General features: G+C 59.6%; 23 protein-coding genes and 1 pseudogene. 10 read left to right on the top strand and 14 right to left on the bottom strand.

Annotated features, from left to right (window positions below):
• Positions 1 to 63: 63 nt before the first annotated feature.
• On the bottom strand, positions 64 to 1,806 hold the full coding sequence (locus AC0V6V_RS08540) for an acyl-CoA dehydrogenase family protein (protein WP_486164974.1): 1,743 nt from the start codon (positions 1,804 to 1,806) through the stop codon (positions 64 to 66).
• A 90-nt stretch (positions 1,807 to 1,896) separates the two neighbouring features.
• On the opposite strand from AC0V6V_RS08540, the gene AC0V6V_RS08535 reads away from it, so the two are divergent.
• Positions 1,897 to 2,829, top strand: coding sequence for an L-threonylcarbamoyladenylate synthase (locus AC0V6V_RS08535; protein ID WP_486164973.1), 933 nt, complete (start codon positions 1,897 to 1,899; stop codon positions 2,827 to 2,829).
• Here the strand turns inward: AC0V6V_RS08535 and AC0V6V_RS08530 are convergent.
• From AC0V6V_RS08530 to AC0V6V_RS08500, 7 genes and pseudogenes are all read right to left on the bottom strand, one after another.
• Entirely contained in the window at positions 2,826 to 3,170 is a 345-nt protein-coding gene (locus AC0V6V_RS08530) for a hypothetical protein (protein WP_486164972.1), read from the bottom strand. The two genes, AC0V6V_RS08535 and AC0V6V_RS08530, sit on opposite strands and share 4 nt — an antisense overlap.
• A gap of 52 nt (positions 3,171 to 3,222) precedes the next feature.
• The gene (locus tag AC0V6V_RS08525) at positions 3,223 to 4,023 is read right to left on the bottom strand and encodes a head GIN domain-containing protein (RefSeq protein ID WP_486164971.1); all 801 of its coding nucleotides are present in this window, start codon (positions 4,021 to 4,023) and stop codon (positions 3,223 to 3,225) included.
• Between the two features lie 152 nt (positions 4,024 to 4,175).
• Positions 4,176 to 4,712 carry a CarD family transcriptional regulator gene (locus tag AC0V6V_RS08520; protein WP_472643741.1) on the bottom strand — a complete coding sequence of 179 codons (537 nt, stop codon included), beginning with the start codon at positions 4,710 to 4,712 and terminating at the stop codon, positions 4,176 to 4,178.
• Positions 4,713 to 5,006: 294 nt separating this feature from the next.
• A complete protein-coding gene (gene fdxA, locus AC0V6V_RS08515; RefSeq protein ID WP_486137818.1) occupies positions 5,007 to 5,345 on the bottom strand; it encodes a ferredoxin FdxA in 339 nt (112 codons plus the stop codon).
• Between the two features lie 47 nt (positions 5,346 to 5,392).
• Complete coding sequence (locus AC0V6V_RS08510) at positions 5,393 to 5,545, bottom strand: hypothetical protein (protein WP_486139665.1); 153 nt, start codon at positions 5,543 to 5,545, stop codon at positions 5,393 to 5,395.
• 3 nt (positions 5,546 to 5,548) lie between these two features.
• Positions 5,549 to 5,650 (bottom strand): annotated as a pseudogene (locus tag AC0V6V_RS08505) (S4 domain-containing protein); the annotation flags it as partial.
• On the bottom strand, positions 5,650 to 8,361 hold the full coding sequence (locus AC0V6V_RS08500) for a helicase-related protein (protein WP_486164970.1): 2,712 nt from the start codon (positions 8,359 to 8,361) through the stop codon (positions 5,650 to 5,652). The pseudogene AC0V6V_RS08505 and the gene AC0V6V_RS08500, both read right to left, overlap by 1 nt.
• A 216-nt stretch (positions 8,362 to 8,577) precedes the next feature.
• Between AC0V6V_RS08500 and AC0V6V_RS08495 the strand changes: the two genes are divergently transcribed.
• From AC0V6V_RS08495 to AC0V6V_RS08475, 5 genes are all read left to right on the top strand, one after another.
• Positions 8,578 to 10,284 carry a peptidoglycan DD-metalloendopeptidase family protein gene (locus tag AC0V6V_RS08495; protein ID WP_486164969.1) on the top strand — a complete coding sequence of 569 codons (1,707 nt, stop codon included), beginning with the start codon at positions 8,578 to 8,580 and terminating at the stop codon, positions 10,282 to 10,284.
• Between the two features lie 92 nt (positions 10,285 to 10,376).
• Positions 10,377 to 11,372 (top strand): porphobilinogen synthase, encoded by a 996-nt coding sequence (gene hemB, locus AC0V6V_RS08490; protein WP_486164968.1) that lies wholly within the window; start codon positions 10,377 to 10,379, stop codon positions 11,370 to 11,372.
• Entirely contained in the window at positions 11,365 to 11,922 is a 558-nt protein-coding gene (locus tag AC0V6V_RS08485) for a GNAT family N-acetyltransferase (protein WP_486164967.1), read from the top strand. The genes hemB and AC0V6V_RS08485 overlap by 8 nt, the downstream gene beginning before the upstream one ends.
• Positions 11,915 to 12,472: a GNAT family N-acetyltransferase gene (locus AC0V6V_RS08480; protein ID WP_486164966.1), complete on the top strand. Its 558-nt coding sequence runs from the start codon at positions 11,915 to 11,917 to the stop codon at positions 12,470 to 12,472. Before AC0V6V_RS08485 ends, AC0V6V_RS08480 begins: the two co-directional genes overlap by 8 nt.
• Complete coding sequence (locus AC0V6V_RS08475; protein WP_486164965.1) at positions 12,469 to 13,044, top strand: gamma carbonic anhydrase family protein; 576 nt, start codon at positions 12,469 to 12,471, stop codon at positions 13,042 to 13,044. Before AC0V6V_RS08480 ends, AC0V6V_RS08475 begins: the two co-directional genes overlap by 4 nt.
• A 21-nt stretch (positions 13,045 to 13,065) precedes the next feature.
• Here AC0V6V_RS08475 and AC0V6V_RS08470 read toward each other — a convergent pair whose 3' ends face one another.
• The 5 genes from AC0V6V_RS08470 to AC0V6V_RS08450 form a co-directional block, all read right to left on the bottom strand.
• Positions 13,066 to 13,560, bottom strand: a complete 495-nt coding sequence (locus AC0V6V_RS08470; protein ID WP_486166294.1) for a DUF1993 domain-containing protein — start codon at positions 13,558 to 13,560, stop codon at positions 13,066 to 13,068.
• Positions 13,561 to 13,607: 47 nt separating this feature from the next.
• On the bottom strand, positions 13,608 to 15,203 hold the full coding sequence (locus tag AC0V6V_RS08465; RefSeq protein ID WP_486164963.1) for a cisplatin damage response ATP-dependent DNA ligase: 1,596 nt from the start codon (positions 15,201 to 15,203) through the stop codon (positions 13,608 to 13,610).
• Positions 15,204 to 16,235, bottom strand: a complete 1,032-nt coding sequence (locus AC0V6V_RS08460; protein ID WP_486164962.1) for a ligase-associated DNA damage response exonuclease — start codon at positions 16,233 to 16,235, stop codon at positions 15,204 to 15,206. It abuts the gene before it with no gap.
• Positions 16,236 to 16,301: 66 nt separating this feature from the next.
• Positions 16,302 to 18,728, bottom strand: a complete 2,427-nt coding sequence (clpA, locus tag AC0V6V_RS08455) for an ATP-dependent Clp protease ATP-binding subunit ClpA (RefSeq protein ID WP_486164961.1) — start codon at positions 18,726 to 18,728, stop codon at positions 16,302 to 16,304.
• 192 nt (positions 18,729 to 18,920) lie between these two features.
• The gene (locus tag AC0V6V_RS08450; RefSeq protein WP_486164960.1) at positions 18,921 to 19,124 is read right to left on the bottom strand and encodes a DUF1192 domain-containing protein; all 204 of its coding nucleotides are present in this window, start codon (positions 19,122 to 19,124) and stop codon (positions 18,921 to 18,923) included.
• A 136-nt stretch (positions 19,125 to 19,260) separates the two neighbouring features.
• On the opposite strand from AC0V6V_RS08450, the gene AC0V6V_RS08445 reads away from it, so the two are divergent.
• The 4 genes from AC0V6V_RS08445 (at position 19,261) to AC0V6V_RS08430 (ending at position 23,790) form a co-directional block, all read left to right on the top strand.
• Entirely contained in the window at positions 19,261 to 20,283 is a 1,023-nt protein-coding gene (locus tag AC0V6V_RS08445) for an NAD(P)H-quinone oxidoreductase (protein ID WP_486164959.1), read from the top strand.
• Entirely contained in the window at positions 20,276 to 20,905 is a 630-nt protein-coding gene (locus AC0V6V_RS08440; protein ID WP_486164958.1) for a glutathione S-transferase family protein, read from the top strand. The genes AC0V6V_RS08445 and AC0V6V_RS08440 overlap by 8 nt, the downstream gene beginning before the upstream one ends.
• Before the next feature lie 187 nt (positions 20,906 to 21,092).
• The gene (locus tag AC0V6V_RS08435) at positions 21,093 to 21,905 is read left to right on the top strand and encodes a cell cycle transcriptional regulator TrcR (protein WP_486164957.1); all 813 of its coding nucleotides are present in this window, start codon (positions 21,093 to 21,095) and stop codon (positions 21,903 to 21,905) included.
• Positions 21,906 to 22,086: 181 nt separating this feature from the next.
• Complete coding sequence (locus tag AC0V6V_RS08430; protein ID WP_486164956.1) at positions 22,087 to 23,790, top strand: long-chain-fatty-acid--CoA ligase; 1,704 nt, start codon at positions 22,087 to 22,089, stop codon at positions 23,788 to 23,790.
• 105 nt (positions 23,791 to 23,895) lie between these two features.
• Here the strand turns inward: AC0V6V_RS08430 and AC0V6V_RS08425 are convergent, their stop codons facing one another.
• Positions 23,896 to 24,309 (bottom strand): bactofilin family protein, encoded by a 414-nt coding sequence (locus AC0V6V_RS08425; RefSeq protein ID WP_486164955.1) that lies wholly within the window; start codon positions 24,307 to 24,309, stop codon positions 23,896 to 23,898.
• Positions 24,310 to 24,326: the final 17 nt, after the last annotated feature.

Here is a 24,326-nt window from a genome sequence, read left to right as displayed (position 1 = left end):
CAGGCGAGGGCTTCGCGCAAAAGTCGCACGGCGCAACTTTGCCGCGTGGACTTGCCGTGCCGTTTAGCTTGCGAGTTTGTCGGCGCTCAAGGCATACAGCAGGCCTGAGCCGCTGATCGCGCTCGCCTTCAAGCCAGAAGCTTCTGGCACGATATGATCAAGGAAGAAGCGCGTTGTCACCGGCTTGGTCTCCGCTAGAGCAGGCGCGGCCCCTTCGGCGATAGCGCGCACCTGGCGCAGCATTTGCCACCCGGCGACCGCTACCGCAGCCATCGTGCAGAACGCGGTGCTGCCAGCCAAGCGATCATCCAGGCTTGCCTCATCGCGCATCCAGCGGGCGATATTCGCGCAATCGCTGGCAAGTCCCGCAAGGCCCACTTCGTCGCTCGCGTCTCGGGCGATTTCCTCAAACAGGCCAAAGACAGCTTCGCCGCCCGACATGCCGAGCTTTCGCGTCACCAGATCGGCGGCCTGAATGCCATTGGTGCCTTCATAGATCGGGGCGATCTTGGAATCGCGCCAATGCTGCGCGGCGCCGGTCTCTTCAACAAAGCCCATGCCGCCATGCACTTGGATGCCGATACCTGACACCTCGACGCCGATGTCTGTACCCCAAGCCTTGACCAGCGGAACCAGCACTTCGGCGCGTTCGCCGGCGGCTTCATCGCCAATCGTGCCGCGATCCACTTGGCCGGCGCAGTAATAGAGCAGAGCGCGGACGCCTTCGGTCAGGGCCTTCATACGCAGGATCATACGCCGCACATCGGGATGCTCGATAATCGCAACTGGGGTTTTGTCAGGCGAACCAGCGCGGGCCGATTGCACCCGGTCCATCGCATAATAGATTGCTTGCTGGGTTGCCCGCTCAGCGATTTGCGCACCTTGGTTGCCGACATTGATCCGGGCATTGTTCATCATCGTGAACATTGCCATCAGGCCGCGGTTTTCCGCGCCGACCAACTCGCCAATACACTCTCCATTGTCACCGTAGCTCATAACGCAAGTGGGCGAGGCGTTGATGCCGAGCTTATGCTCCAGACTGACGCAGCGCACATCGTTGCGATTGCCGAGCGATCCGTCGTCATTGACGTGATATTTAGGGACGAGGAACAGCGAGATGCCGCGTGAACCTTCGGGTGCATTAGGCAGTCGTGCGAGCACAAGATGAATGATGTTCTCAGCCAAGTTGTGCTCACCCCAGGTGATGTAGATCTTCTGGCCCGCAATCTTGTACTTCCCGGCGTGTTCACCCTCAGTGATGGGTTCTGCTGTAGAGCGCAGCGCGCCCACATCGCTGCCTGCGCCCGGCTCGGTGAGGTTCATGGTGCCAGACCATTTGCCGCTGACCAGATCCGGCATGTATTTTGCCTGCTGATCCTTGCTGCCATGGTGGCCAATCGCTTCAATCGCCCCGACCGACAGCATCGGCAGCAGGGTGAAGGCCATATTGGCGGACCCCAGGTTCTCCAGCACATTGCAAGACAGAGTGAAGGGCAGGCCCTGGCCGCCGAACTCCTCTGGTGAGGCGATCGCATTCCAGCCTTGCTCGACATAGGCGTGGTAGGCGGGCTTAAATCCCTCTGGCAGGCGCACTACGCCATTTTCCAGCTTCGCACCCTCAAGATCCCCCACGCGGTTGAGCGGCGCGAACTCGCCCGCCGCAAACTGGCTCACGCCATCGACAATCGCCTCGACCAAATCGGCCTCCGCATTGGCAAAGCGCTCACTTTGCGCCAACTCTTCGATCCCGGCGTTCACTCGGATGGCGAGCAATTGGTCTTGGGTAGGGGGCGTGTAAGGGGTCACGGGCGTGGTCGTCCTTTGATTGGGTGCATTTCTCGGCTGGAGGCCGCCTGCCTCTTGGCAGGGCTTACGCTTAAATATAGCGCAGATCGCATGAGCGACAAGAACCTTACGGAAGTGCTGGGTGCGGATACGCAGGGGATTGCGCGCGCTGTGGCGATTCTCGATTCGGGCGGACTTGTCGCGGTGCCCACAGAGACCGTTTATGGGCTCGCGGCGCGGGCAGATAGCGCCGAGGCTGTGGCAAAGATCTATGCGGCCAAGGGACGGCCGGATTTCAACCCACTGATCGTGCATGTGCGTGACATAGAGCAAGCAATTGAGCTGGCCGAGATTTCAGATGCGGCGCGGTCGCTGGCCGATCAGCATTGGCCGGGCCCGCTGACATTGGTGTTACCCTGCAGGCCGGAGGCAAAGCTCGCTGGCGCAGTCACGGCAGGTCTGCCCACGGTAGCGCTGCGAGCGCCCGCTCACCCTGTGATGCAGGCCTTGCTTGAGGCGGTGGATTTTCCGCTTGCCGCGCCGTCTGCCAATCGCAGCGGGTTTATCAGCCCGACGAGTGCCCGCCATGTGCTAGCCTCGCTCGATGGCCGCATTGATCTGGTGCTCGATGGCGGGCCGACCCAGGCCGGGGTTGAATCGACGATTGTCGCCGTTCGCGGCGATGGCGGTTTAGAAGAATTGCGGCCCGGTCCTGTGGTGGTGGCGGGCGCGCATCAAGCCGCGGCAAAAGGTGTTGAAGCTCCCGGTCAGCTCGCCAGCCATTATGCGCCGGGCAAACCAGTGCGTCTAAACGCTGCTCACGCAGAGGCGGGTGAGTTTCTTATCGGGTTCAGCGCCGTATTGGGCGATTGCACATTGTCAGCAGCGGGCGATCTAACCGAAGCTGCCGCTCGGCTCTATGATTGCCTGCATAGGGGCGCCGCTTCCGATAAGCCGCGCATCGCCATTGCAACCATCCCAGAGGACGGCATTGGTATCGCCATCAATGATAGATTGCGCAGGGCGGCTACCCCGCCAGACTAATCGTCTTCCGGCTCCAGCGGGACAGTGGGCAGGATTGCCTGCATTTCAGCATAGGTCGCCTGAGCCTCGTCGCATGCCGCATCATCGTCTTCACGGCATTCCTCGATTTGCTTGTCGTATTGGCGCTCAAGCTTGCCGAGTTTTTCCTCACGGCGGCGAATTTCCCGCCCGCGGTTTTCGTCAGCCTCAGATTGGCTGGTGGTTGCCACATCCACCGCTTTGCCAGCGACCTTCACCGGCGCCGTCACTACGTCGAGCGCAGTGCGGGCAAGGCAGCCGCTCAAAGCGATGCTTGAAATAAGGGCGAGGGCCAAGGTTGAGGCAGGGGAAGGTGCGCGCATACAGCCCTTGTTGCGCGCATCCTGCCGCTTGGCAAGTGAGGGATGCGCCGGATTAGCTCTCGTCAGCCTCGTCTTGCGGTGTTTCTGTTTCTGTTGCTGGCTCATCTGCGGCCGGTTCTGCACCTGGGCGCGGTGCGCAATTGAGGTCCCCTGAGCCAACCGAATTGAGCTCGCACTTGGCGCTGCCGAACACGTTGATATCGCCTGACCCGGCAATCGTGGCCTCGACTGTACCATCGGATGAGAAGGCCACATCGCCCGAGCCGCCAATTGTCACACTGGCGCGCTCGGCCGTCAGGTCATCGAGATTTACATTGCCGTTGCCGCCAATCACCACTTCCAACCGGCTGGCAGAACCTGCGCCGTTTACGGTGCCTGATCCGCCAATGTTCACGTCCAGCTTGCTGGCATCGAACTCAGCAACGCTTACGCTGCCCGATCCGCCGATATTGATCGATGCACTATCCGCCATAACCGGGGTTTCGACATTGCCGCTGCCGCCGATATTGATATCGCGCGGGGCGGGCATGGTGATGCGAACGGTGGTCGAACCGCCGCTGTCCCAGCCATCTTCTCGGTAAATGGAGAGATCGCTGCCATCGAGATCAAAGCGCAGCGTCTCGACGGCTTCCTCATCACCTTCAACCGTTATGTCGAGCGTTTCGCCCTCGGTGATGATGACCTTGTCCGGCCCAGCAATGGATAGCGTGTCGGGTGCTGCACCGGTCATTTCGAGTTCGGCCAATGGCACCCCGTCACCGCCAACATTGATGTCCACATCACAGCCCGACAGGCCGACCCCCAGCACGAGGGCGGCGATGGGCGCGAGGTGTTTCGAATTGGGTGTCAGCATGCGGGATCCTCCAAGAGTATTTGAATAGCGTATTAGTGATATAATACACTAGATACGAAGGTTCAAGCATTGGTTAGTTTCTGATGGGCAAATGAAAAGGGGCCGCCCGCGACAGGCAGCCCCTTTGAAACGTCTCAAGAGGAAGAGAGGGTTTAGCCTTCTTCGTCCGGATTGTCGTAATATTGCGGCGCATGTTCGCGCAGAACGTCGAGAATCTTCTCCAGCGCGGTTGGCTCGTCGGTCTCTTCCATTGCGGCCAGCTCCCGCGCGAGGCGGCTGGAGGCTGCTTCAAAGATCTGCCGCTCAGAATAGCTCTGCTCTGGCTGATCTTCGGGGCGGAACAGATCGCGGGTAACCTCAGCGATCAGCACGATTTCGCCAGAATTGATCTTCGCTTCGTATTCTTGCGCGCGGCGCGACCACATGGTGCGCTTGACCTTTGGCTTGCCCTTGAGCGTTTCCATCGCTTCTTTCAAAGTCTTGTCGCTCGACAGCTTGCGCATGCCGATCGCTTCGACCTTATTGGTGGGCACCCGCAGGGTCATCCGCTCTTTTTCAAAGCGCAGCACATACAATTCGAGCTGCATGCCGGCGATCTCTTCATTTTGAAGTTCGATCACGCGGCCAACGCCGTGTTTGGGGTAAACGACATAGTCGCCAACGGTAAATGCAGGCACATTGCTTGCCATGCGAGTTCCTTTCAATTGGCTCAGTTCAATTGCAAATAGCTGGCATGTCTTTGAGCGGCGCTGCGATGTGCAAACGCCGTCTATTCATTGCCAGATCTTTTGCTACTGGTCTGAAACCTTCCTGTTTTTCGACCCGGCGCCGGGACCAACCAACGCGGTTGCACATTTATATAGCACGACTGCAACAAAATTGCGAATCGCAACTCTATTGGCCGTCTCTCAGCGTTTCTAACTATGCGAGTGGATGCCCCAGCGGGGTCTTTGTTGCGCTCTGGCTCGGGCGATTTTCAGGCGTTAATCGCCTTCGCCGGGTGCCTCGCTAAAGTACTTCTCGAACTTGCCTTCGACGCCTTTGAAATCATCGGCATCAGCCGGCGGTTCTTTCTGGCTCGTGATGTTCGGCCATTCAGCGGATAGCTTGGTGTTGATCTCCAGCCATTTCTCGAGGCCGTCTTCGGTATCAGGCAGAATCGCTTCTGCCGGGCATTCCGGCTCACACACGCCGCAATCGATGCACTCGCTGGGATTGATGACCAGCATGTTTTCGCCTTCATAGAAGCAATCGACCGGGCACACTTCGACGCAATCGGTGTACTTACATTTGATACAAGCGTCGTTGACGACGTAAGTCATGAGGTAAGGCTTTCTTTCGATACCGTTTCGAGCGCTGCTAGTGCGCTTTACCCAGCGCGGTCAAGCTCGCGGTAGTGCGTGCGTGCTTCGTCGGGCGACCCGCGCCGCATTGGCAGCGAGATGATCTCAACTACGCGCACTTCATTACCGATTGCTAAAGTCAGCACATCGCCTGCTACAACATCTTCGCATGCGCGCATCACATGCTTTCTATTGCAACGTAAAGAGCGGCTTGCGATCATCTTTTGTGCGCGGGATCGGGTCCGCGCGAATCTGAGATAGACCAGCAGCCGGTCGAGCCGCATTAGCGCAGGAGATCCGCCAAAGCATCAAAGGCGCCGCTAGCCTTGGCTGGGCCTGTGTCGGGCTTCTTGCTGCGGTTTTGCGGTTTGCCCTGTGGCTGCCCTTGCGGTGAGCCTTTGCCGTGTTTTGCGCTCTTGCGTTTGCCGTCATCACGCTTGCTATTTCCGCGAGCCTCTTTGCCCTTGGCATTGGGGCGGCGTCGGCGCGGATTTTCATCGCCAGCGCGCTTGGGTCGCCAGGTCCAGCTGTCCGGCGCGGGAGGTCCAAATGCCCCCTCGGCGAGAGTGCGGGCGCGCTGGACCCGGAAACCAGCCGCACTCAGCAGGCGGCGTGCATTGTCTTCTTCCAAACCAATTGAAATCGGCAGCGCCAGATCGAGCGCAAATTTCAGATTGCGCTGCTTGCCCGCCTTTTCCTGCGCTTTGCCGCGCGCATCAAAGGCCGCACGGAAAATCTTCTCCGCCAGATCAACCCGGATCGCTTGGGTGCCGGCTGGACGATATCCTGCAGGCAAGCCCTTTGCCTCGGGGATGACTGGCAACATGGAGGGGTTCAGCGGCCGCTTGTCGACGCCCAGCGCATGCAGCAATTGCCGCGGGGCTGGCTTAAGCAACGGCGCAGCAAAAATGTCGAGCGCGCCGAAAGTCACGCCCAATTTGCGCAGGAAGGGGCGCATTTCCTTGGGCAGATGTTCGAGCCCAGCTTTTTCGCGCGTCACAACGCCGCGCGCATCAATCAGGATATGCAGCAAAGCGCGCGCTTGCGATCCAGCCTCTGGATCACGCGCTGCCTCTGCTAGCTTGCGCAATGGCTCGAGCGGTTCCAGCTGCCCTGCCAGCCACTGAGTCAGCCCAGCCTCGAGCGCGGTCCTGGGCGCTTCTGGCAAGGTCGAGATATCGCGCGCCAATATCAGGCGCGGCGCTGCAAAATCCTCTGGGCCGGAATTCGCCGAAAAGCTGATTTCGGCCAAAGTGCGATCCTGCCACCGGATCGCCCCGCGAGACAATTCCAATTCGCCAAGCCCTTCCGCTAGAAGCCAATTGGCCCGCTGGGTCAGGATCGTCGGCAGTGCCTTTTCTCCAGCGGCGAGCAACATTTTGCGGTCGGCAACTGTGGCATTGGGGTCGACCACAAAGCGGAACCCATCGAGCCTGCCTATCGGCTCACCCTCAACGCACATTTGCCCATCAGGCTCCAGCGTAACTGGCAATGCGTCGGCATCCTGTCCCAGCGACTTCATAAGTATTGTCGTCCTCCGATTGACGAACCTCTCGGTGAGCCGCCCGTGCAGCGCATCCGATAATTTTGCTTCGACCGCGCGGGCGCGCGCAGCCATCTCATCCCGCGCCAGCACCCAATCGGGCCGCTGGCAAATATAGGCCCAGGATCGAATCGCGGCGATCCTACCCTGTAATGTATCAATATCGCCTTGCGTGCGGTCCAGCTCTGCGATCCGCGCAGCAACGAAGTCTGCGCCGATATAGCCATCGGCCATATCTTGCCAGAGCCGCGCGACGAAACGGGCATGATTGTCGGGGCCGATTTGGCGGAAATCAGGAAGGCAGCAAGCCTCCCAAAACCGCCGGACCTGACCGCTGCCGCGAACAGTGCGGCCCAGATCATCCTCGGCCAGACGCTTTAGAACCGCGAGGTCAATCGCTCTTGGAGCTGCCGTCAAAACATCACTTTGAGGCTTGCTCTCCAGATCACCGATCAAGGTGCCAATACTGTCAAAGCGCGGCTCCGCCTCGCGCCAGAACAGCTTGGTCAGTGGCGCGAATTGATGCTCCTCAATCGCGTAAATCTCTTCCTCAGCAAATTCGAGCGGTGCGCCATTGCGCGTGCCGCCACCAGTGAGCGTGCCGAAGCTGCCGTCGGTCTGGTGCCGCCCAGCGCGGCCCGCAATCTGCGCCATCTCAGCAGGGGTAAGGCGGCGTTTGCGGCGGCCATCAAACTTACTCAGCGCGGCGAAGGCAACATGATGCAAATCGAGGTTGAGGCCCATGCCAATCGCATCGGTGGCGACGATGTAGTCAACCTCGCCATTCTGGAACAATTCGACCTGCTTATTGCGGGTTTGCGGGGAGAGCGCGCCCATCACCACCGCTGCCCCGCCTCTAAACCGGCGCAGCATTTCCGCCATCGCGTACACTTGCTCGACAGAGAAGGCGACGATCGCGCTGCGCGGAGGCAGGCGGGACAATTTCGTCTGTCCGGCATGGGTGAGGGTGGAGAAACGCGGGCGCTCGACCAGTTCAGCGCGCGGGATCAGCTGTTTGACAATCGGCTCCAACGTGGCCGAGCCCAGGATCATAGTCTCTTCCCGGCCGCGCGCATTAATCAGCCGGTCTGTAAAGATATGGCCGCGTTCTGGATCTGCGCCGATCTGCGCCTCGTCAATCGCGACAAAGGCGTGGTTGCCGCCTGTGCGGTTCATCGCCTCCATCGTGCAGCAGAAATAGCGCGCGTTTTCGGGCTCAATCCGCTCTTCACCGGTAATCAGAGCGACTTGCGCATCGCCTTTGATCGCGCGCACCCGGTCATAAACCTCCCGCGCCAGCAACCGCAGCGGAAAGCCCATCATCCCGCTGGAATGGGCGCACATCCGCTCAATCGCCAAATGCGTCTTGCCAGTGTTGGTCGGCCCAAGCACCGCTCGAACGCGGCCGTCGCTGTGATTTTGGCTGGGGTTCCAAGAGGGTCGGGCAGTCACATCCTCGCTTGTGTCACCGCGACCGGCCTGCTGCAATGTCCCACGAACAATCCCTTAGACAGGTTCTCCACAAGTCACCGCTTGGGCGAGTCCTTTGGTCGTGAGTTAAGGCGGCGTTTACTTTAATCGTGCAGGAAATCAGCCAATAGAGGTGATGCGCTGGCGGATTCGGGCCAGACGCAGGATTAGCAAGCCTTGCAAGTTTTAGGATGCGAGTTGGATCACGCACGCGACATTGCTGATGGCGAAATCGCCAGCTCTGCTGATTCTGCGGATCTAATGGACGTGGCTGACGCGAATCTTGCCGCTCCCGATGCGGGCGCGTGTGATGCGCATGACGACGCGGACCTGTTTGGCTACTTTGGCGACAACATTCCGGAAACGGACGACACTGGCACCGCGGTATCGACCAAGGTTTCACTCACCCGCGCTGGCACTTGGCGTGATCGCTATGACGAATGGAAGCATTCGGTTGAAGATCGCCTCGCGGCGATTGATCTTGCCCCTGATTTGGCGAGCAATATCGGCAGCCGCAAGTGGTTTCGCGGATTTGGTACTATGGTCGGCCTCGCCGCAGTGGCGCTCGCATTCTGGCCAGACATGAGCCCGCTTGAGGCTCGGCCAGCCATGAAAATCGATGCGGCCGCCCACGATGAGCTGCGCAGTCAGATGATTATGCCGCTGGCGCTGGGTGCCGATTCCGGCCGCCGGATGAGCCCGACCCCTGAGGTTATCCCGCTCGCCAGCGCGCCCGAGCGCCCACAGATCGAGCTCGTTTCGACTCTGGCGGAAGGCGACAGCTTTCAAAGCATGCTGCGCCGTGCAGGCCTTTCCTCCAGCGACGTTAGCCGGGTGAGCGAGCTTGTGTCTGGCGCAATGCCGCTCAGCGAGATTGATGCTGGCACGCAAATGGACATTATCTTGGGCAGGCGCGAAGCGGATGGTGCGCCTCGTCCGCTCGATGAGCTGTCCTTCCGCGCTCGGTTCGACTTGGAACTGGCGATCACTCGGGAAAGCGGCGCCTTGGCGCTGGAACGCAACATCATTCGCGTGGATGAGACACCTTTGCGCATTCGCGGGACTGTTGGCGACAGCCTCTACCGCTCCATGCGCGCAGCGGGCGCTCCGGCCAGCGCCGTGCAAGAATACATCAAGGCGATTGATGAGCAAATCGATATGGACCGCGAGGTTCGCTCGACCGACGAGTTCGACATGATCATATCCTACCGCCGCGCCGCCACGGGCGAACGCCAGGCGGGCAAATTGCTCTATGCCGGTGTTGATCGCGGCGGAGCTTCCAAGACGCAATTGATGCGCTGGGGCGAAGATGGCCGTTTTTACGAGGCCTCTGGTGTGGGCGAGCAGCGCGGCGGATTGGTCGCCCCTGTGCCTGGCCCGATTTCCTCGCGCTTTGGCATGCGTCGCCACCCGATTCTTGGCTATCGCCGGATGCACTCAGGCATGGATTTCCGTGCTCGCCACGGAACGCCGATTGTCGCTGTTACCGATGGGCGCGTGACGTCAGCTGGCCGCGCTGGCGGCTGCGGCAATGCGGTGAAGATCGATCATGGCGGCAATCTGTCGACCCGTTATTGCCATATGAGCCGTATGTCGGTGAGCCGAGGGCAGAATGTCCGGCGCGGGCAGGTGATCGGCTATGTTGGTTCAACTGGCCTCTCGACTGGGCCGCACCTCCACTATGAAATGTACCGCGGCGGCCGCGCGATTAACCCGGCCAGCGTCAAATTCGTCACCCGGGCGCAATTGTCTGGTGAAGAACTCAAGAAATTCCGCGCTGCCCTTGGGCGTTTGAAAACCGTTGAGCCGGGTCTGGCGCTGAAAGACCTGACCCCGACGAGCGAAGAGGTGGAAGCGCCGCTTCGCGAAATTGAGAAGCTCGACAGCGTCAAAGAGGTGGAATAGCGCGCCCGCTTTTGGTGGCGGCTGTTCTTTACCTAGCTCCAGGAATTGCGGCGTGATTGCACGCGCCCAAAAATTGCGGCAACAGGTTGCCCATGACTGGCAGCTATCCCAACACCCGCCTTCGCCGCACTCGCTCCACTGGATGGAGCCGCGCGTTGCACCGCGAAACAATGCTGACTTCGGCGGATTTGATCTGGCCACTGTTCGTCACCGATGGCGAGGGCGTGGAAGAGCCGATTGCTACGCTGCCCGGCGTCTCGCGCTGGTCGGTCGATGGCATTGTCGAGCGCGCGAAAGAGGCGATCGCTCTGGGTATTCCGGTTATCGCCCTGTTCCCCAACACTCAGGCGGATAAGCGCAGCGATGACGGCGCAGAGGCGCATAATCCCGACAATCTGATGTGCCGCGCGATCCGCGCGATCAAGGCAGAGTGCGGCGATGAGATCGGTGTGCTCACCGATGTCGCGCTCGATCCCTATACCGCACATGGGCAGGACGGCTTGCTCGATGATGCGGGCTATGTTGTGAATGACGAAACGGTCGCGATGCTGGTCGATCAGGCTTTGAACCAGGCGGAGGCAGGCGCGGATATTATCGCTCCATCAGATATGATGGACGGACGCATTCACGCGATCCGCATGGCGCTGGAAATGGGCGGGCACACCAATGTCCAGATCATGAGCTATGCCGCGAAATATGCGAGTGCGTTTTACGGGCCATTCCGCGATGCAGTTGGCTCTGGCGGCCTGCTGAAGGGTGACAAGAAAAGCTATCAGATGGATCCGGCCAACACTCTGGAGGCCTTGCGCGAGGTGGAATTTGACCTGGCAGAGGGTGCTGACAGTGTGATGGTGAAGCCTGGCCTCGCCTATTTGGATATCGCAACACGCGTGAAGGACCAATTTGGCGTCCCCGTGTTCGCCTATCAGGTCAGCGGCGAATATGCGATGATCGAGGCCGCCGTGGCGGCCGGGGCGGGAGACCGTGATGCGCTGGTGCTGGAGACATTGCTGGCGTTCAAGCGTGCAGGATGCTCCGGAATACTCACCTATCATGCTGCGCACGCTGCGCGCCTTCTCAATGGCTGACTTTCGCCATGAGACAGAGCGGCTCATCCTACGCGATTGGCGTGATGAGGACTGGCCTGAGTTCTGGGAAGGCACAAATACGCCAGCGGTGATGAAATGGCTGGGCGGTGTGATCGATGAAGCCGGTCAGGACAATGCGCGCCGCCGGTTATTGGGGTATCATGCTGATCACGGGCACACTTTCTGGGTGGTTGAACGCAAATCAGACGGAGCCATCCTGGGGTTTTGCGGTCTGAAGCGCTGCAATGAACCCAAGGGGCCGATTGGCGATATGGAGGCCGGATGGCGCTTGCGCGAAAGCGCTTGGGGCCAGGGCTACGCCAAAGAGGCGGCTAAGGCCTCACTTGAAATCGCCTTTCGCAAATTTGGCGCCCCCCATGTCATTGCGCTGACGGTGGAGGGCAATGCCCCAAGCTGGGGCCTAATGAAGAAGCTCGGGATGCAGCGCCGATCCGATATGGATTTCCCGGACACCGTCTCTTGGGCGGAAGGCGAAAACATAATCGTCTACCGTATTGAGAAAGACGAGTGGGAAGCCCAAAATGGGTGAAATTGTGCTGACCACTGAGCGATTGCAGCTGCGCCAGATCGATGAAAATGACCTCGAAGCCCATCTTAACCACCTCAATTCCCCCGCTGTGATGGCCAAGCTCGGCGGTCCGCGCACTGCCGAGCAGTTGGCGGAGAAGCACGAGGCCTCGCGCGCTGGTTTCGCGCAGGACGGGTTCGGCTTTATGTTTGCCTGCGATCGCAAGACCGGTGAACTGGTCGCGCATTGCGGGATGAAACGCGTTTCCAACCCGCTCGCGCCCAATGTTGGCGATCATGAAATCGGCTGGCTCGTGCGCGAGGATCGCTGGCGTCAGGGTTTAGCCGAAGAAGCGATGCGCGCCGTGATCCAATGGGCGTTTGACACGCATGACGCCCCGCATCTGGTTGCGCTCACCAGCGAGAGCAATATCGGCAGCTGGAAACTCATGGAGAAGCTCGGCATGCGGCGCCGCCCAGAGCTCGACTTTGACGATCCGTTCTTCGTCCCCGAACACAATCCAACCATTCAATACTCGCTCACCCGTGAGCAATGGGAGAACCATAAATGAGCTCCGCCCAGCCGCACCCCGGCGTCAATATCATCGCGATCCACGGCAAAACGCCTAAGATTCACGAAACGGCCTTCATCGCCCCCGGATGCACGATCATCGGCGATGTTGAGATCGGTGCAGGCAGCTCGATCTGGTACAATTGCGTGCTGCGCGCGGATGTCGCGCCAATTCGCATTGGTGAACGCACCAATGTGCAAGATGGCAGCGTGCTGCATTGCGACGGGCCAAAGCCGGGCGATCCCGATGGCTGTCCGCTGATCATCGGGGATGACGTGCTGATCGGCCATATGGCGATGGTGCATGGCTGTACGATTGCGGATCGCGGCTTTGTGGGGCTGGGTGCGATTGCGATGAACAAATCCGTGATCGGCTCCGACGCCATGCTGGCAGCGGGCGCTATGCTGACCGAGGGCAAGGTGATGGAGCCGCGCATGCTGTGGGCGGGCCGCCCTGCGAAGCCGCTGCGCGAGCTAAACGATGCCGCGATTGCTGGCATGCGGCTGGGCGTGGCGCATTACGCCGAGAATGCGAAACACCATGCTGAGGCGGTGGGCGAGGCGCTGGGATAACGCCTCACCGCGCATTTCCGCCTAACCCTGCGTGTTCAGATGCCGCAGCATATGCGGCACCAGATCAGCCTTGCCGAGTTGTACACCGAGGCTGCGCATGATCGCGTAGGCGATGCTGGTGTGGAAATAGAAGTTCGGAAATGACCAGTCGGCGACATAATCGGCGACGGACAAGCGAAATTTCAGCCCGTTTGGCAGCTCCAGATCGACCATCGTGTCGTCGGGCAGTAGTGTCTGCTCATCAAAGGCATCAAGCATGGCGAGAGTTTCAGCGATCCTAGCCTTTGCCTCCGCCAGAGTGGTTGGATCATCTTCATTCGATGCCAGTTCAGCGCTTGAAATCGTGTTGAGCGATTGCCGCGGAAAGTTGGCCAGCATCCGGATTTGCGTTGCGAAGGGCAGCATATCCGGCGCGAGGCGGCCATTTATGATCGTGTCGGCGGCTTCATGGGAAGCGGCCTTGTCCAGCATTCCAGACAGGGCGGTGAGCATGTTGCGATAGGTAGTGATGGGCATTGTGATCTCCAGTTGCAATTTGCAACTTAGATGCTGGGCGCTATTGGTCAATCCCTGATAAGCGACCTTAGGTTGTCCAACCGGTCCGCTTCGTGCACTGGCTTGTCCCAGCGGATGCGGTGGATGCGCGGGAAACGCATGGCCAAGCCACTCTTATGGCGCTTGCTCGAATGGACGCTGTCAAAAGCGACCTCGAACACCAACGTTCGCTCCACCTCGCGCACCGGGCCAAAGCGGTTCAGGGTGGTTTGGCGCACTAGCTTGTCGAGCTTCTTCAGCTCGGCATCGGTGAAACCCGAATATGCCTTGCCCACGGGCAGCAGTTCCGCGCCCGCGTCCGGATCGCCGTCCCAACAGCCAAAGGTGTAATCCGAATAGAAGCTCGACCGCCTGCCAGAGCCGCGCTGTGCATACATCAGCACGCAATCCACCAGCAGCGGATCGCGTTTCCACTTGTACCACAGCCCGACCTTACGCCCGGCGATATAGGGTGCGTCCTTGCGCTTCAGCATCAGGCCTTCGATTGCATCCTCGCGCGCGCCTTCGCGGATTTCGGCAAGGTGTGAAAAGTCGCGCGCCGCAACTATTTGCGAGATGTCGAAATGACTATCAGGTAGGCGCGGCATCACCGCCTCCAGAGCCGCGCGGCGCTGTTCCCAACCAAGCTCCCGCAGATCTTCACCCTCTAGCAGCAAGACGTCATAGAGCCTTACGAAGGCAGGCAGCTCGGCGAGCATCTTCTTGCTCACCTTCTTGCGGCCCAGGCGTTGTTGCAAGGCGTTGAAGCTCGCCGCGCCGCCGGTCTCTCCGCCTTGAACCGATCCGCGCACCATCAATTCGCCATCCACCACAGCATCAATCGGCAAGACATCGAGCAATTCGGGGAATGTCGCGGAGATATCATCGCCGGAGCGGGAATAGAGCCGTGTTTCGCCATTCACCCGCACCATTTGCACACGGATGCCGTCCCATTTCCACTCCGCCGCGTAGTCGCTGAGGTCCAGCTCGTCTTCTTCGAGCGGGTGGGCGAGCATGAAAGGGCGGAACATGGGCCGGTTCGTGACATCCGGCGGATCGCCGCCATCGGCGGCCCAGGCGAACAGTTCGGCATAGGGCGGCTCCAGCGCGTGCCAATATTCCTCGACCTCCTCGACCGAGACACCAAAGCTTTGCGCAAAGGCCGTCTTCGCAAGCCGGGCAGACACGCCAATCCGCATGCCGCCAGTGGCGAATTTGATCAGGGCAAAGCGGCCATTCTCATCGAGCCGATCGAGCAGCTTTGGCAGTTCGGTGGGCGCGCTGGCTCGGGTCAGGGAGGAGAGTGTCTCTACCACTTCGGCAATGCTGGGTGAATTTTCCGATGACGTACTACCTTCTGGCCACAGCAGGCTTGCCGTTTCCGCCGTGTCGCCGACGAAATCGCGGCTGAGCGTCCATAACACCGGGTCGACGCGCTCCTTTAAGAGATTGCGGAAGGTGTTTGCCTTCACCGCTTGGAAATCGACCGATCCCGTCAGCGCGGCCAGTGCCCAACCGCGATCGGGATCGGGCGTCTCGCGCAAATAGGCGGCGATCAGCGCCAGCTTGCGGTTGCGGCTGGTCGTATAGACCAGCGCATTCAGGAGGGCGGCGAATTCTTCCACCTACTCCGCCTCTTCCTCGCGCCCGACCATTGCGAGCGCGCGGGCCTTTCGCTGGCCCAGCTCGCACCATCGAAGTAGTGCCTCTTCGCGGCCATGCGTGATCCAGGTTTCGCTCGGATTCACCTCGAGGATGGTGTTTGTCAGTTCATTCCAATCGGCGTGATCAGAGATGATCAGCGGCAATTCAACGCCGCGTTGCCGAGCTCGTCCGCGCACCCGCATCCAGCCGCTCGCCATGGCGGTGATCGGGTCGGGCAAGCGGCGAGACCAGCGGTCGTTCAGCGCAGCCGGCGTCGCGATGACGATGTGCCCGCGCATATTATCCTTCTCCGCATCCGCAACCAGCCGCAGTTCGCCAAGATCCACGCCGTGCTTTTCATACAGGCGGCACATTTTCTCCATCGCGCCGTGAAGATAGATCGGCTGGTGATGGCCCGCCGCGCGCAATTCGGCGATCACCCGCTGCGCCTTGCCCAAGGCATAGGCGCCCACGGCGACGCATTGGTCGGGATTGGCGGCGAGCACGCCAAGCAATTTGGCCATTTCCTGCTCGATCGGTGGGTGAACGAACACGGGCAGGCCAAAAGTTGCCTCTGTGATGAAAACGTCGCATGGCACCACTTCGAAGGGCGCGCAGGTGGGGTCGTGACGCCGTTTATAATCTCCGGTGATGACAACACGCTCTCCAGCGTGTTCCAGCAGGATTTGCGCGCTGCCGAGCACGTGGCCTGCCGGGACAAAAGTCGCCTTCACGCCGCCAGGTAGGCTGATTGTTTCGCCATATTGCACTGGCGTGGCCTTTGAGGGCATCTCGCCCTCACCGTTTTCAACGCCAGTGCGATAGCGCAAGGCCATAATCGCTAAGGTTTCCGGCGTGGCGATGGTCTCCCCATGCCCGCCGCGTGCGTGATCCGCATGGCCATGGGTGACTAGCGCTCGGTCGACCGCGCGCCCCGGGTCGATCCAGCAATCCGCAGGGACGATCTGCACGCCCCAAGGTTCGGGCCGGATCCAGGAGAATGGGGCGCTCATAGCTTAGATACGAAAAAGGGCGCGAACCGTATGCTGGCGCGCGCCCTTTTCTTTGGTTTGGTTGGCTTAGCTTTCGCTATCGCCGCCTCCCGTGTCGCTGCCACCACTATCACTGCCAGAGGCCTCGGGCTTGGTGTCACCGCTATCCTTTGCAGGCGGTGCCTTTTTCGCCGCAGGCTTTTTCTTCGCAGGAGCTTTGCGCTTCGGCTTGGCCTTGGGCGGGGCGGGGGTGAGCTCGAACGTCGGCTTACCGTCCTTGATCCCAACATGAACTTCGCCGCCATCGGCAAGTTTACCGAACAGCAATTCCTCAGCGAGCGGCTGCTTGATCTTATCTTGCAGCAGACGGCCCATTGGCCGCGCGCCATAGAGCTTGTCATAGCCTTTGTCGGCCAGCCAATCGCGCGCATCACCGTCAAACTGGATGTGCACGTTTTGCTCGGCCAGTTGCAGTTCGAGCTGCAGGATGAACTTGTCGACCACGCGGGCGACAGTGCTCTTGCCGAGATAGGCGAATGGCACGATCGCATCCAAACGGTTGCGGAATTCCGGCGTGAACATCTTCTTCACAGCTTCGCTACCGGCGTCTTCCTTAGACACGTCACCAAAGCCGATGCCCTGGCTCGCCATGTCGGATGCGCCGGCATTGGTCGTCATAATCAGCACGACATTGCGGAAATCGACCGTTTTGCCGTGGTGATCGGTCAGACGGCCATTATCCATCACCTGAAGCAGGATATTAAACAGGTCCGGGTGGGCCTTCTCGATCTCGTCGAGCAGCAGGACGCAATGTGGGTTCTGATCAACCGCATCGGTTAAAAGACCCCCTTGGTCGTAACCAACATAGCCTGGAGGCGCACCGATCAAGCGCGAAACGCTGTGGCGCTCCATATATTCAGACATGTCGAAGCGCTTCAGCTCAATGCCCATGATCGAGGCGAGCTGCCGCGCGACCTCGGTCTTACCAACACCGGTTGGACCGCTGAACAGGAAGCTGCCGATTGGCTTGTCTGGATCGCGCAGACCAGCGCGGGATAGCTTCATCGCCGTCGACAAGCGGTGGATCGCTTCATCCTGGCCAAACACGACGTGTTTGAGATCGCGTTCGAGGTTCTCGAGCGCCTTCTTGTCGTCCTTGCTGACCGATTTCGGCGGGATTCTAGCCATTGTCGCGATGACTTGCTCAATCTCGCGGGCAGTTATCTTCTTCTTACGGCGGCTGGGCGGCAGCAGCATTTGCATCGCGCCCACCTCATCGATCACGTCGATCGCCTTATCCGGCAATTTGCGATCATTGATATAGCGCGCGGACAGCTCGACCGCCGTTTTCAGCGCATCGGGCGTGTATTTCACATTGTGATGCTCTTCGAAGGCTGTTCGCAGGCCTTTGAGGATCTTAATAGTGTCTTCCACTGTCGGCTCGTTCACATCGATCTTCTGGAACCGGCGCAGCAGCGCGCGGTCCTTTTCGAAGTGATTGCGGAATTCCTTGTAAGTCGTCGACCCGACACAGCGGATGGTGCCGCCGGATAGGGCTGGTTTCAGCAGGTTGGAGGCGTCCATCGCCCCGCCGCTGGTCGCGCCCGCGCCGATAACCGTGTGAATTTCATCGATGAAGAGCACCGCGTGCGGCATCCCTTCAAGCTCGGTCACAACCTGCTTGAGTCGTTCTTCAAAATCGCCGCGATAGCGCGTGCCCGCCAGCAACGCGCCCATGTCGAGGGAGTAGATCACTGCCTCATTGAGCACTTCTGGCACTTCGCCTTCGACGATTTTGCGCGCGAGCCCTTCGGCAATCGCGGTTTTGCCAACGCCGGGATCGCCGACGTATAGCGGGTTGTTCTTGCTGCGGCGGCATAGGATCTGGATCGTCCGATCAACCTCGGGACCACGGCCGATCAGCGGATCGACTTTGCCGGCCTCCGCCTTGGCGTTGAGATTGACGGTGAACTGATCGAGCGCGGTTTCCTTCTTCGCCGCCTCGGCAGGCTTCTCACCGCCTTCCGGCTGCGGCTCGTCAGAGCCCTGCGCAGATTTCGCCTCCAGCTGGCGGCCGCCCTTGCCAATGCCGTGACTGATATAGCTCACCGCATCGAGCCTACTCATATCCTGTTGCTGCAGGAAATAGACGGCATAGCTGTCACGCTCAGAGAACAGTGCGACCAGCACATTGGCGCCTGTGACGGTATCCTTGCCCGAGGATTGCACATGCAAAATGGCGCGCTGGATCACCCGCTGAAAGCCAGCGGTCGGCTGCGGATCGGCTTCTTCTTCGGTCTTAAGTGATTGATATTCTTGATCAAGATACTGTTTTACGACCTCGCCAAGCTCCGCCAGATCGACCCCGCATGCCGCCATCACCTGGGCTGCGTCTTCATCATCGATAAGCGCGAGCAGCAAATGCTCCAGCGTGGCATATTCGTGGCGACGCTCCGACGCATGGCCAAGTGCGTGGTGCAGCGTTTTTTCTAGGTTCTGGGCAAAACTGGGCATGGGTCTGATTGTCTCTGGCTTTGGGCTTTAAAAGAGTGGGGTCTTTAAACGGTTTGGCTCGCTGTTGGTCCGCGCGAATATGCAGACCTTGGCGGTTGCAGCATATATGGGACGCCCTTTCTCAATTGCGACTCTGCACATGGGCTAAACCCACAAGACGGCATAAATCGGGCGGCGGGCTTTCGGATAGGACTATCTACCCGGCTTCTTAAACAGGGCATCGGCCGCTTGCATGTGCGCGGCGGTTTTCGCAGAATGCGAAGAAACCCGAGCGATTTCAGCCTCTAACAGAGCAATTCGCTCGTCCAATTCGTCTTGCGAATAAGGCGCTAAATCCTCCGCTGCGAGCTTGCTCGCCGCGTCTCCTTTTGCGCGTGGCTGGTCGTCGTCTTCCATATTGGTTCACAACATCGCAAGCAGAACGGCTTGCTGTCAATCCGCGCCATCGTTAATCGCCACCACTACCGAAGTTTCTCGCGTCTGACCCCGGGGCAAGGGGTAGGCCAATGAAGCGTGGCAAGGGGCGAACACGATGGTCGATCACAATTCGGCAGAACTTCCGCAGCATATGCAGGCGATTGGTTTCACCGCACCGGGCGGACCCGACGTTCTGGTTCTGGAGCAAGCGGACGTTCCGCAGCCCGGTCCGCAAGATGTTCTGATCCGCGTGGCTTTTGCCGGAGTCAATCGGCCCGACTGTATTCAGCGCGCGGGCAATTATCCCGCGCCTGCCGGAGCCTCGCCGATCCTTGGGTTAGAGGTTGCGGGCGAAGTGGTGGCAGTGGGGACTGAAGTTCCGCCTGAGATGCTCGGCAATCGCGTCGCAGCGCTGACGCCGGGCGGCGGATATGCGGAATATTGCACCGCCCCATGGCAGCATTGCCTGCCTGTGCCCGGTGACATGCCGCTCGAAAAAGCCGCGGCCTTGCCGGAGACATTGTTCACCGTGTGGCACAATGTGTTTGAGCGCGGGCTGGCCTGCGATGGCGAGCGGCTGCTGGTGCACGGCGGCACCTCTGGCATTGGTACTATGGCGATCATGCTGGCCAAGGCGTTTGGCGCGGAAGTGATCGTGACTTGCGGCGATGATGAGAAATGCGCCGCCGCGCGCGAGATTGGCGCGGATCTGGCGATCAATTACCGGACGCAAGATTTTGTCGAGGTTATAAAGCAGCACACCAATGGTGCGGGCGTGAACATCGTGCTCGACATGGTTTCTGGCGATTATGTCCCGCGCAACCTCAAATGCCTGGCTGAGGATGGTCGGCATGTCACCATCGCGATCCTCGGCGGCGCAAAAGCAGAGATCAATATGGCGTTCGTGATGATGCGTCGCCTGGTGCTGACCGGATCGACGCTGCGCCCGCGCTCCGATGCGTTCAAGTCAGCGCTGGCCGAAGAGATCACGCGTCATGCCTGGCCATTGTTCGTGAGTGAAGAACTCGCCCCAATTATGGATCAGACTTTCCCGTTGGCAGAGGCCGCCGCGGCCCATTCCCGGATGGAGGCCGGCAATCATATTGGGAAGATTGTGCTGGAGGTATGCGGTGGCTGAAACCTATCACTTGCACGAGGACCCTCGCAGCGGAAACTGCTATAAAATTAAGCTGACCGCCGCGCTGGTCGGGCACGAAGTCACCGCCAATCAATATGATATTCTGCAGGGTGAAACGCGCACGCCGAGCTTTCTTCAGAACATCAATGCCAATGGCCGCATTCCGGTTCTTCAAATCGACGGAGACCAAGGAGTGCGCTTTTTACCAGAGAGTAATGCGGCGTGCTGGTACTTGGCGTCGGGCTCACCGCTTATCCCGCAAGACCGCTTTGCGCAGGCTGATATGTTGCGCTGGATGTTCTTTGAACAATATAATCACGAGCCCAATGTCGCGACTCTGCGGTTTTGGCTGGCAATTGTGGGCGAAGCCAATCTGTCTTCAGAGCAATCCGCTCAAATTGAGGCCAAAAGGGCGGCTGGCGAGGCGGCGATTGCGCTGCTGGATCAGCAGCTGGGCGAGTCGGCATTTCTATGCGGCGATGAAGTGACTTTGGCTGATATTGTCCTGTTCCCATACACCCATGTTGCGGATCAGGGCGGGATCGACCTTGAAAGCTTCAGCAACGTTTGCGCCTGGATTGACCGCATCGAGGGATTGCCAGGCTTCACGCCAATGGTTTGAACCGCTGGTGGGCGCGTTCTGGCGCTCAACCCAGCGCCATATTTTCAAGAATTTTGGGCCGAATTGCGCGTCATGCGGCGTCATGTGCTGAACTCGCTTGCTCAATGCGGCGCAATTGCCTATCTACAGTCTCGCAACGGCCGCTCCGCAAGGGGCGGCCCTTTTAATTTTTAACGGAGTTTGCCTCATGGCCCAAGCGCCAAAGGAACAACCGAAGCCGCTCATGCCGCATGCGACTGCCACTTGGCTGGTCGATCACACGGGTTTGTCGTTTGAACAGATCGCGGAGTTTTGCGGCCTGCACATTCTCGAAGTTCAAGCGATGGCTGATGATCTTGCGGGCAGCAAATACACTGGCCGCGACCCGGTTCACGCCGGTGAGCTGAACCAAGACGAGATCGACAAAGGTCAAGCGGACGCCAATTACGCATTGGTGATGCAGAAGGCCCCGGTTGAAGTGACCCGGACCAAGGGCCCGCGCTACACCCCAGTGTCGAAGCGTCAGGATAAGCCTGATGGCATCGCCTGGATTCTGCGCAGCCACCCTGAGGTGTCTGATGCACAAATCTCAAAATTGATCGGGACGACTCGCAACACGATCGGCGCGATTAAAGAGCGTTCGCACTGGAACATTCAGAACATCCAGCCGAAAGACCCGGTGACCCTGGGGCTTTGTTCGCAGCGTGAGCTTGATGCGGTTGTTGCTAAAGCGGCCAAGCGTGCCGGCGTGGTTGCGGAAGAAGTGCTAACCGACGGCGATGATCGCAGCGACAAGGAAAAGCTCATCGAAGAGCTGCGTGCAGAGCGCGACGCCAATGTGAAAGCCGCCGCAGAAGCCGCGCAAGAGGCCGAAGCCGAAGCATGGCTGGCGGCCAAGCGCGAAGCGGAAGAGAATGGCGACGTTGCTGAGACCGTTCCTGGTTATGCGGAAGAGCCAGCAGCTGAGCTGGAAGCAGAGCCAGCTCCCGCAGCCGAGGATGAAGAGACTAAGGACGACTGATCCCGCGCCAATTGGCGTTTCAGTTCAAGCCACAATGAAAGGCCGCCTGCAGGATCACTGTGTGGCGGCCTTTTCGTATTCTCATGCCTTTCGCGCAGCAGCGACCAAAATGGCGCAAAAAGATATAAGGCGGCGCGCGGAATCGCTTGTGACTTGCGGAGGGATACGCCATTCTACTGACATGAATGTCAATAACGCGCCGTATCACCATCCCGCCCCATGGGATTCGCAATTCGAGCTGATGAGTCTGCCGGATTTGCTCGAACGCTCAGTGCGCAGCGATCCCGGTGCGCCTGTGTTGCATTTTCTGGGCCGCACGTTTTCCTATCGCGAAATTTTCACCGAGGCTCAGCGGTTCGCGGCTGGCCTGCAAGCGATGGGTATCGAAAAGGGCGACCGGGTTGGCTTGTTCCTCCCCAATGTCCCGATCTACGCCTCGGCCAATTATGGGGCGATGATGGCGGGCGCGATCGTCGTGAATTTCTCGCCGCTCTATTCGGTTGAAGAGCTGGCTTGGCAGGTTGAGGATTCGGGCACGCGCGTACTTGTGACGCTCGGCGTTCCAGAACTTTATGAGACCGCCTCCAAAGTCCTCAGCAGCTCTGCGCTCGAAACGCTGATCGTTGGCTCGCTGCCCGATATGCTGCCCGGGCTTAAGAGCCTCGCGCTAAAGACCCTTGGCCGCAGCAAACTCGCAAAAGTCCAATTCAGCGCAAATGTAAAAAGCTGGGCCGAGACGCTTGGCGATTGGGATTGGAGCGCTTGGGAAGCGGGTGCGGCATCTAGCCTGCCCGCGATTGACCCGGCGGAAGATTTGGCGCTGCTGCAATACACTGGGGGCACGACCGGGCGGCCCAAAGGCGCGATGCTGGGCCATGCGCAGCTTGTGAAGAACGCTCAGCAGGTCGCCGCGATCAACCCATTTGGCAAAGGTTCCGATGAGGTGTTCATGGGCGCGCTGCCGTTCTTCCATGTCTTTGCCAACACCGCTCTTCTCAACCACGCGGTTGCGAGCGGTGCCTCGATTGCGATTGTGCCTCGGTTTGAGACCAAGCAGGTGCTGCAAACTATCCAGAAGTACAAGACCACCGGCTTTCCGGGCGTTCCAACCATGTTTCAGGCGCTGCTGGATCATCCTGATCTTGCGAAAACTGACGTGTCCTCGCTCAAGGTCTGCATTTCCGGCGGTGCGCCGATGCCCGCCCCGGTGCATGCGAAATTCGAAGAGGTCACCGGTGTGCGCCTGGTCGAGGGATATGGCCTCACGGAAAGTTCGGGTGTCGTCTCGGTCAATCCCTATGCGGGCACGCGCAAGCGCGGGACCATCGGCCAGGTTGTCGCTGGCACTGAGATCCTGCTGCTCGACAAAGAAGACCCCACCAAGCTGGCGCCAGCGGGCGAGCCCGGTGAACTCGCCATTGCCGGCCCGCAGATCATGCGCGGCTATTGGAACCGGCCAGAGGCGGCAGCGGATGTGTTCATTGAGCACAATGGCAAGCAATGGCTGCGCACCGGCGATGTCGCGACCTTTGATGAGGACGGGTTTCTGCAGATCGTTGACCGGATCAAGGATATGATCGCGGTTGGCGGGTTTAAGGTGTTTCCGAGCCAGGTTGAGGACGTGATCCTTGAAAACGACGCGGTGAAGGAAGCGCTCGTGATCGGCATGCCCGATGACTATAAGGGCGAGGTGCCTCGCGCCTTTGTGACGTTGGCGGATGCGGGCGCTGATCGGGAGAAAACCGCGGCGGAATTGCGCGATTGGCTGAATGGCCGGATCGGCAAGCACGAGCGGATCGACCAAATCGTCATCCGCGATGAGCTGCCCAAGACAATGATTGGCAAGCTCGACCGCAAGGCTCTGCGGGCCGAAGTGATCACCTAAGCCTTCGCGCGCGCGCCGAGCGCGAACCGAGTTTAATTCTGCTCAAACAAAAAGGCCCCGGAAAATCCGAGGCCTCTTGTTATGCTTTGAATGCGTCGCTGGTCGCTATTGCGCGATCTTCAGCTGCGGCTCTTCATCGCCGTTCGGCTTCGCGCCGCTTGCTTTGGGAGCAGCTGGCTTTGCCTCAGGCTTGCGCCGATCGTTTGGGGCAAAACGGCCATCAACCTGAGCGCCTTGCTCGATGGTCAGCGCATCATAATGCACGTCGCCTTCGATTTGCGCGCTCTTCAGGATCACCAGCTCGCGAACATTGATCGAGCCCGTTACGCGGCCCGAAAGGCGCGCGGTCTCTGCCATGATCCCGCCGGTCACCAGCGAGGTCTCGCCTTGAACCAGTGAGGTGCATTTGATGTCGCCTTCGACCGAACCATCAACGTGCAGGTCGGCAGAGGCGGAAACATTCCCTTTGATCGAAACGTCAGAACCGATCACCGAGAATGTTGAAGAATTGGATGGCATGGATTTTCCTCGGGGCT

The sequence above is a fragment of the Erythrobacter sp. S249 genome (assembly GCF_057364975.1).
The sequence above is the reverse complement of the archived record's forward strand: the minus strand, read 5'-3'. Positions and strand labels throughout refer to the sequence as shown.